This window comes from uncultured Escherichia sp., from assembly GCF_948475835.1.
In the GTDB taxonomy this organism is placed as follows: domain Bacteria; phylum Pseudomonadota; class Gammaproteobacteria; order Enterobacterales; family Enterobacteriaceae; genus ECMA0423.
This window is the reverse complement of record NZ_CAOLGM010000170.1, coordinates 1-7,558: the sequence shown is the minus strand read 5'-3', so window position 1 is coordinate 7,558 and position 7,558 is coordinate 1. Positions and strand designations below refer to the sequence as shown.

Below are 7,558 nucleotides of genomic sequence, written 5' to 3'. Positions count from 1 at the left end.
ACGGCGCTGTGTCTGGCATGCCTGCAATCCGGGAAACCGGACCAGGAAAAAACTTGCAGGCCATAACAGTATCTACAGCATATAATGCAACATTTTGAATTAGCACGATTTTGTAGGCCGGATAAGGCGTTTACGCCGCATCCGGCATTTTGTGCACGAGGCTGGCTTTATCACTGAGTCAGCCCAACAAAGCGACCCGCCTTGATATAAATCCCAGGCTTCAGGTGCCCAACATACTGTAACTGCGTTTCTGGCTTAAACGCAGAGACATCACCAATACGCATATGCATCAGATCGGCAGGGCTAATCCAGCCCGATTGCGCCAGTGTAAGTGGATGCCCGGCTTTGGCAAAGGCATCCGTGACAAATTCCGAACAAAACCACGACTTTTTGTCTCCTTCGCCCACACTGCTTAACTGCGCTTTCGCCAGGCCGCTGACGCACTTTGGCGAAAATCCTCGGAGAACGGATTCAGTGAGCACATCTGGCGAGTCACCATAAAGGGAATAAATTCGACAATGCCGCGATAGTTATAACCGCTATCTTTGATTTTATTGGCAAACGCGGTGATATCTGTGGCTTGTTGCGGGGTAAGATCCGGGACTCGTAAGACGAAAAGCTTATCACTATGCTTCATCGCTTTTTTAAGGGAAACAATCTGGACGCCAGCGCCTGTCGCTTCTGCAACGTTATTATCACCCAGAAAGATTGCAACGTGACTCACAGAGGAAGTGCTGAAGACGCGGATTCCAAATGAGGTTACCCCAAGGCTTGAGGAGAACAGCAAATCGCCGGGTTTGAGATCAGGTGCCGTTATTTCTTTTATTGATTGTTCGGTGAAAGAGCTTTGATGCTGGAATTTGACAGCCCATGTTTTTGCCTCGGCATCTACTGCTGTGGCTGATGGGTCTGGCTGGCTGATATCAACGGTACAAGCCGAAAGTAAAAGAAAGCTGGGGAGAAACAGGCGGCAGTACGCCTTTGGTTTATCCATTTTATACAATCCATGTAAAAAAAGGGCCCTGAAATTCAGGACCCTTTCTGGCATCAGCCTTTAATCTGTTTCACCAGATATTCGACGATGTCACCAGTCTTAATTAACTGTTTCTCGCCGTTGCGACGATATTTATATTCGATATCGTCGTTGTCGAGGTTACGGTCGCCCAGCACAATAGTGTGCGGAATACCGATCAGTTCCATATCAGCAAACATCACGCCCGGACGCTCTTTGCGGTCATCCAGCAGCACTTCGATACCTTGTGCACGCAGTTCGCTGTACAGTTTCTCAGCAAGCTCTTGTACGCGGAAGGATTTGTGCATGTTCATCGGCAGAATCGCCACCTGGAACGGCGCGATAGCGTCAGGCCATACGATGCCTCGTTCGTCGTAGTTCTGCTCAATCGCCGCAGCTACCACACGCGTTACCCCGATACCGTAGCAACCCATCGTCAGGATTTGGTTACGGCCATCTTCACCCTGTACGGAGGCTTTCAGTGCTTCGGAGTACTTGGTACCCAGCTGGAAGATGTGACCAACTTCGATACCACGTTTGATCAGCAGCGTACCCTGGCCATCCGGGCTTGGATCGCCAGCCACCACGTTACGGATATCTGCAACTTCCGGGGTAGCGACATCGCGATCCCAGTTGATGCCGAAGTAGTGTTTACCATCGATGTTAGCACCAGCAGCGAAATCACTCATCGCCGCAACGGTACGGTCAATCACCACCGGAATCGGCATGTTTACCGGACCCAGTGAACCCGGACCGGCTTTAACCACGGCACGAATTTCTTCTTCGGTCGCGAAAGTCAGCGGGCTTGCAACCTGCGGCAGTTTTTCTGCTTTAACTTCGTTCAGCTCGTGATCACCGCGCACCAGCAGCGCAACCAGCGGGAAGCTACTGCCTTCAACCGCTTTAACCAGCAGAGTCTTAACCGTTTTCTCAATCGGCAGATTGAACTGTTCAACCAGTTCCGCGATGGTTTTCGCGTTCGGCGTATCAACCAGCGTCATTTCCTGGGTAGCAGCAGCGCGCGGTTCTTTCGGCGCGATAGCTTCTGCCAGTTCAATGTTCGCTGCATAGTCAGAGGTGTCGGAGAAGACCACATCGTCTTCACCGCTCTGCGCCAGCACCTGGAATTCGTGAGAGGCGCTGCCGCCGATAGAACCGGTGTCGGCTTGTACGGCGCGGAAATCCAGCCCCATGCGGCTGAAGATTTTGCTGTAGGCCGCATACATTGCATCGTAGGTTTCCTGCAGGGATTCCTGAGAAGTATGGAAAGAGTAAGCATCTTTCATCAGGAATTCGCGGGAACGCATGACGCCGAAACGCGGACGCACTTCGTCGCGGAACTTGGTCTGGATCTGATAGAAGTTCAGCGGCAGCTGTTTGTAAGAGCTAAGCTCGTTACGAATCAGGTCAGTGATAACTTCTTCATGAGTTGGGCCGAGTACGAACGGACGCTCGCCACGGTCAACAAAACGCAGCAGTTCCGGACCGTACTGTTCCCAACGACCACTCTCTTGCCACAAATCAGCTGGCTGAACCACCGGCATCGACACCTCGATCGCACCGGCGTTGTTCATCTCTTCACGCACGATGTTTTCGACTTTTTTCAGAACGCGCACGCCGGTCGGCAGCCAGGTATATAACCCGGAGGCCAGCTTGCGGATCATCCCGGCGCGCAGCATCAGCTGATGGCTGATCACCTCGGCGTCGGCAGGTGTCTCCTTGAGAGTGGAGAGCAGGTATTGGCTAGTACGCATGTTGTTACGGTTCCAGTTGGAAGGTAGAACAGGCTCAAGGCGAGCCTGGGACAAAAAAAGTGATTTAGTTTACCAGTGCAAAAGAAATGTCAAAAGAGAAGGGCGTGAATTTAACGCGGTTCCAGCGCAAAGACTTCAAAACCTGCGTCGGTGACGCGCCAGCGAACGTTAAAATCATGTAGCCAGACGGCATAGGTTTTGCCCGTTTCCTCACCTTTACGATAGGCCGGGCGTGGGTCCTGCGCCAGTACTTCGCGGATAAACAGCGTTAACTGCGGATAACGCTTCTCCAGCGTCAAAAGCTGCTTTTCGACCTCTGCGGTAAAACTCACCGCCATCTCTGCCGCTGGCGCACTTTGCGCATAGCTGGCACTGGCATCGGGAAGCGATTCGGCAAAGGGGAGATACGGTTTGATATCCACTACCGGCGTACCATCGACCAGATCCAGACTGCCGAGCTTCAGAATCACGCTGTCTTTATGGCAAACAACCTCTTTCAGCTCTACCAGCGACATACCAATTGGGTTAGGGCGGAAAGTAGAGCGTGTTGCGAAAACCCCCATTCTGGCGTTACCGCCGAGGCGCGGTGGACGCACAGTCGGACGCCAGCCGCCTTCCATCGTTTGATGAAAGACGAAAAGGATCCATAAATGGCTGAACGCTTCCAGGCCGCGAACGGCGTCGGCCTGGTTGTAGGGAGCAATGAGATGCAGTTCGCCGTTGGCGCTTTTTACCAGACCTGGCTGGCGCGGAACGGCGAATTTTTCTTTATAGGGCGAGCGAATAACGCCTATTTGCTCGAACTGGAAACTGCTCATTTCGCCGTAATGTTAAGCGCAGAGCCGATACATACAGCCTGACGATAGCAGCCTGGCGTACCGCTGGTGACTTCGCAGCTATGCAGTAATACCGCATTGGCCTTCATTTTCGAGGCGTTGATTTGCATCCGCTTACGCGCGGTTGGAATGCTCGGCGGAGAGTCCTGATTAGAGGCCTGGCAAGAGTCGCCACTGACTTCACCGAGATCGCGGAACGGTTTGCCGACTAATTCTTCTGCATTGGTATAAATTCGGACCGGCGTGGCGCGCGGCGCTTTCGGTTTTGCAGGCTCCGCTTTCGGCTGGGGTGCAGTGCTTTGAACGGGTTCGACAGGGGATCTGCTTAACATGGAACAGCCGCTTAGCATGAGTGCTACTAAACAGATCGGTAAAGCACGCATAGTATTTCCTCAATGTATGATCAAAACGTCAATATTGAATCAGGAGCTTGTAAAAATGACAAGACGGGCAAGCGCCCGTCCTGAATGATATTACAAATTGTGGAAACAGCCTAAAAATTACCAGCCTTTAACAGCGCCGCCGTTAAACACTTTGTTTGCTGCTTCGTAAACTTCATCAGACTGATAAGCCTGGACGAATTTCTTCACGTTCTCGGCGTCTTTGTTATCTTCACGCGTTACGATCAGGTTTACGTACGGGGAGTCTTTATCTTCGACAAAGATACCGTCTTTCGCTGGAGTCAGGCCAATCTGGCTGGCATAGGTGGTATTGATAACTGCCAGAGCGATTTGCGCGTCGTCCAGAGATCGAGGCAGCTGCGGTGCTTCCAGCTCAACAATTTTCAGATTTTTTGGGTTCTCAACAACATCAAGAACGGTCGGCAGCAGGCCAACGCCATCTTTCAGTTTGATCAAGCCCACTTTTTGCAGCAGCAGCAGTGAACGACCAAGATTAGTTGGATCGTTTGGCACGGCAACCTGCGAACCATCCTGCAGTTCATCCAGTGATTTGATTTTCTTGGAGTAACCAGCAATCGGATAAACAAAAGTGTTGCCTACTGCGACCAGTTTGTAGCCACGATCTTTCAGTTGCTGATCAAGGTACGGTTTATGCTGGAAGGCGTTGGCGTCGATATCGCCTTTGCTCAATGCTTCGTTTGGCAGAACATAGTCGTTGAAGGTTACCAGCTCAACGTCCAGGCCATATTTGTCTTTCGCAACTTTCTGCGCGACTTCTGCTACCTGCTGTTCGGCACCAACAATCACGCCGACTTTAATGTGGTTTGGATCTTTTTCATCCTGACCGCAGCCTACCAGTGCCAGTGATCCAATCAGGGCTCCCACTGCCGCAAAGGTTTTGAATTTGAACGCCATACCTTATTCCTTCTTCAATTATTTATGTTGTGTTGAACGTTACTTGCGAGTGACAGCCCGGACGATGCGGTCGCCTGCGAACTGAATTAAATAAACCAGAATGACCAGCAATACCAGTACCGTATTCATCACCGTCGCGTTATAGCCGATGTAGCCATACTGATAGCCAATCTGACCTAAACCACCGGCACCGACTGCACCACCCATCGCGGAATAACCGACCAGGGTAATCAGGGTGATAGTTGCCGCATTCACCAGACCCGGCAATGCTTCCGGTAACAGCACTTTACGGACGATCTGCATCGGCGTGGCACCCATTGCACGGGAAGCTTCAATTAACCCGGTTGGGATCTCCAGCAGAGCGTTCTCGACCATACGGGCAATAAACGGTGCTGCACCAACGGTTAACGGAACAATCGCTGCCTGCAAACCAATCGATGTACCGACAATAACGCGGGTAAACGGAATCATCCATACCAGCAAGATAATGAACGGGATGGAACGGAAAATGTTCACAATCGCAGAAACGGTACGATACAGCTTCGCGTTAGCAATAATTTGCCCCGGGCGCGTAACATAAAGCAGGACGCCGACCGGCAGACCAATCACAAAGCCAAAAAATCCGGATACGAAGGTCATTGCCAGCGTTTCCCATACGCCACGAACCAGCAACCACATCATCGGCTCAGACATAACCCAGTACCTCTACTTTTACATGGTGTTCCTGCAGCCAGGCAATGGCGGCTTGCGTATCTTGTTGTGTGCCGTGCATTTCAGTCAGCATGATGCCGAACTTAACGCCACCGGCGTAATCCATCTGCGCGCTAATAATGTTGTTGTTGACGTTGAAACGACGCGCGGTTTCAGAAAGCAGCGGGGCATCGACCGATTGACCGGTAAACTCCAGGCGCAACATCGGCACGCAGTCAGTAAATGGCTCCGCTTGCAGACGTTCCTGGTAATCTTCCGGGATATCCAGATGCAGGGTCGACTGAATAAACTTCTGCGCCAGCGGCGTTTTCGGATGCGAGAACACTTCACTTACCGTGTCCTGCTCGATCAGTTCGCCATTGCTGATGACCGCCACGCAATCACAAATACGCTTCACAACGTCCATTTCGTGGGTGATCAACAGAATCGTCAAACCCAGACGGCGGTTAATGTCTTTCAGCAGTTCGAGAATAGAACGTGTCGTTGCCGGGTCCAGCGCGCTGGTGGCTTCATCACACAGCAATACTTTGGGATTGCTGGCTAATGCACGGGCAATCGCCACACGTTGTTTCTGCCCACCGGAAAGATTCGACGGGTAGCTATCATGCTTATCGCCAAGACCAACCAATGACAGCAATTCCGTCACGCGACGTTTGATCTCGTCTTTCGGTGTGTTGTCCAGCTCCAGCGGCAGAGCCACGTTGCCAAAAACAGTACGCGAAGAGAGCAGGTTAAAATGCTGGAAAATCATACCAATCTGGCGGCGAGCTTTGGTCAACTCGGATTCTGACAGCGTGGTCAGTTCCTGGCCATCGACCAGCACGCTACCCTCGGTTGGGCGCTCCAGCAGGTTTACACAACGTATAAGCGTACTCTTACCCGCGCCTGAGGCACCGATAACGCCATAAATTTGTCCAGCTGGCACATGCAGGCTGACGTTGTTCAACGCCTGGATGGTGCGGGTGCCCTGGTGGAACACTTTGGTGATATTCGAAAGTTTTATCATTGATTATTTATTATCGTCATTAAGTTAGTCGTGGCATCTCGAATGCCTGAAACGGGCAACGCCGTCAATGAAATGGATGTTAAGGCATCCAGACGTCTAAATCAATCAGGTTTATGCGAAGAGCACTTTCTTGCAGGTCGAAACATGCGATACTAGCGTCCCATGCCTTATTAAGGAGCTATAAAAGGTGGCGAAGAGCGTACCCGCAATTTTTCTTGACCGTGATGGCACCATTAATGTCGATCACGGCTATGTCCATGAGATCGACAACTTTGAATTTATCGACGGTGTTATTGACGCCATGCGCGAGCTAAAAAAAATGGGCTTTGCGCTGGTGGTAGTAACCAACCAGTCTGGCATTGCTCGCGGTAAATTTACCGAAGCACAGTTTGAAACGCTGACCGAGTGGATGGACTGGTCGCTGGCGGACCGAGATGTCGATCTGGATGGTATCTATTATTGCCCGCATCATCCGCAGGGTAGTGTTGAAGAGTTTCGCCAGGTCTGCGATTGCCGCAAACCACATCCGGGGATGCTTTTGTCAGCACGCGATTATTTGCATATTGATATGGCCGCTTCTTATATGGTGGGCGATAAATTAGAAGATATGCAGGCAGCGGTTGCGGCGAACGTGGGAACAAAAGTGCTGGTGCGTACGGGTAAACCTATTACACCTGAAGCAGAAAACGCGGCAGATTGGGTGTTAAATAGCCTGGCAGACCTGCCGCAAGCGATAAAAAAGCAGCAAAAACCGGCGCAATGATTAAAAGATGAGCGGTTGAAATAAAAATGCATTTTTCCGCTTGTCTTCCTGAGCCGACTCCCTATAATGCGCCTCCATCGACACGGCGGATGTGAATCACTTCACACAAACAGCCGGTTCGGTTGAAGAGAAAAAATCCTGAAATTCAGGGTTGACTCTG

General features: G+C 51.3%; 7 protein-coding genes and 1 pseudogene. 1 reads left to right on the top strand and 7 read right to left on the bottom strand.

All coding sequences use genetic code 11. The annotated features are described in order from the left end of the window. Positions 1 to 170 precede the first annotated feature (170 nt). The 7 genes and pseudogenes from QZF50_RS21650 to metN form a co-directional block, all read right to left on the bottom strand. A pseudogene (locus QZF50_RS21650) lies at positions 171 to 994 on the bottom strand (YaeF family permuted papain-like enzyme). 53 nt (positions 995 to 1,047) lie between these two features. Further along, positions 1,048 to 2,766, bottom strand: coding sequence for a proline--tRNA ligase (gene proS, locus QZF50_RS21645; RefSeq protein WP_001260712.1), 1,719 nt, complete (start codon positions 2,764 to 2,766; stop codon positions 1,048 to 1,050). Positions 2,767 to 2,876: 110 nt separating this feature from the next. Next, positions 2,877 to 3,584: a tRNA (N6-threonylcarbamoyladenosine(37)-N6)-methyltransferase TrmO gene (gene tsaA, locus QZF50_RS21640; protein ID WP_000094011.1), complete on the bottom strand. Its 708-nt coding sequence runs from the start codon at positions 3,582 to 3,584 to the stop codon at positions 2,877 to 2,879. Beyond that, a complete protein-coding gene (rcsF, locus tag QZF50_RS21635) occupies positions 3,581 to 3,985 on the bottom strand; it encodes an Rcs stress response system protein RcsF (RefSeq protein WP_001202329.1) in 405 nt (134 codons plus the stop codon). Before rcsF ends, tsaA begins: the two co-directional genes overlap by 4 nt. Positions 3,986 to 4,102: 117 nt before the next feature. Next, on the bottom strand, positions 4,103 to 4,918 hold the full coding sequence (gene metQ, locus QZF50_RS21630; protein WP_000874224.1) for a methionine ABC transporter substrate-binding lipoprotein MetQ: 816 nt from the start codon (positions 4,916 to 4,918) through the stop codon (positions 4,103 to 4,105). Positions 4,919 to 4,957: 39 nt separating this feature from the next. Next, a complete protein-coding gene (locus QZF50_RS21625; RefSeq protein ID WP_001294600.1) occupies positions 4,958 to 5,611 on the bottom strand; it encodes a methionine ABC transporter permease MetI in 654 nt (217 codons plus the stop codon). Beyond that, complete coding sequence (gene metN / locus QZF50_RS21620) at positions 5,604 to 6,635, bottom strand: methionine ABC transporter ATP-binding protein MetN (RefSeq protein ID WP_000593994.1); 1,032 nt, start codon at positions 6,633 to 6,635, stop codon at positions 5,604 to 5,606. The genes QZF50_RS21625 and metN overlap by 8 nt, the downstream gene beginning before the upstream one ends. 187 nt (positions 6,636 to 6,822) lie before the next feature. Here metN and gmhB point away from each other — a divergent pair, with 187 nt between their 5' ends. After that, positions 6,823 to 7,398 carry a D-glycero-beta-D-manno-heptose 1,7-bisphosphate 7-phosphatase gene (gene gmhB / locus QZF50_RS21615; RefSeq protein WP_001140187.1) on the top strand — a complete coding sequence of 192 codons (576 nt, stop codon included), beginning with the start codon at positions 6,823 to 6,825 and terminating at the stop codon, positions 7,396 to 7,398. Positions 7,399 to 7,558 lie beyond the last annotated feature (160 nt).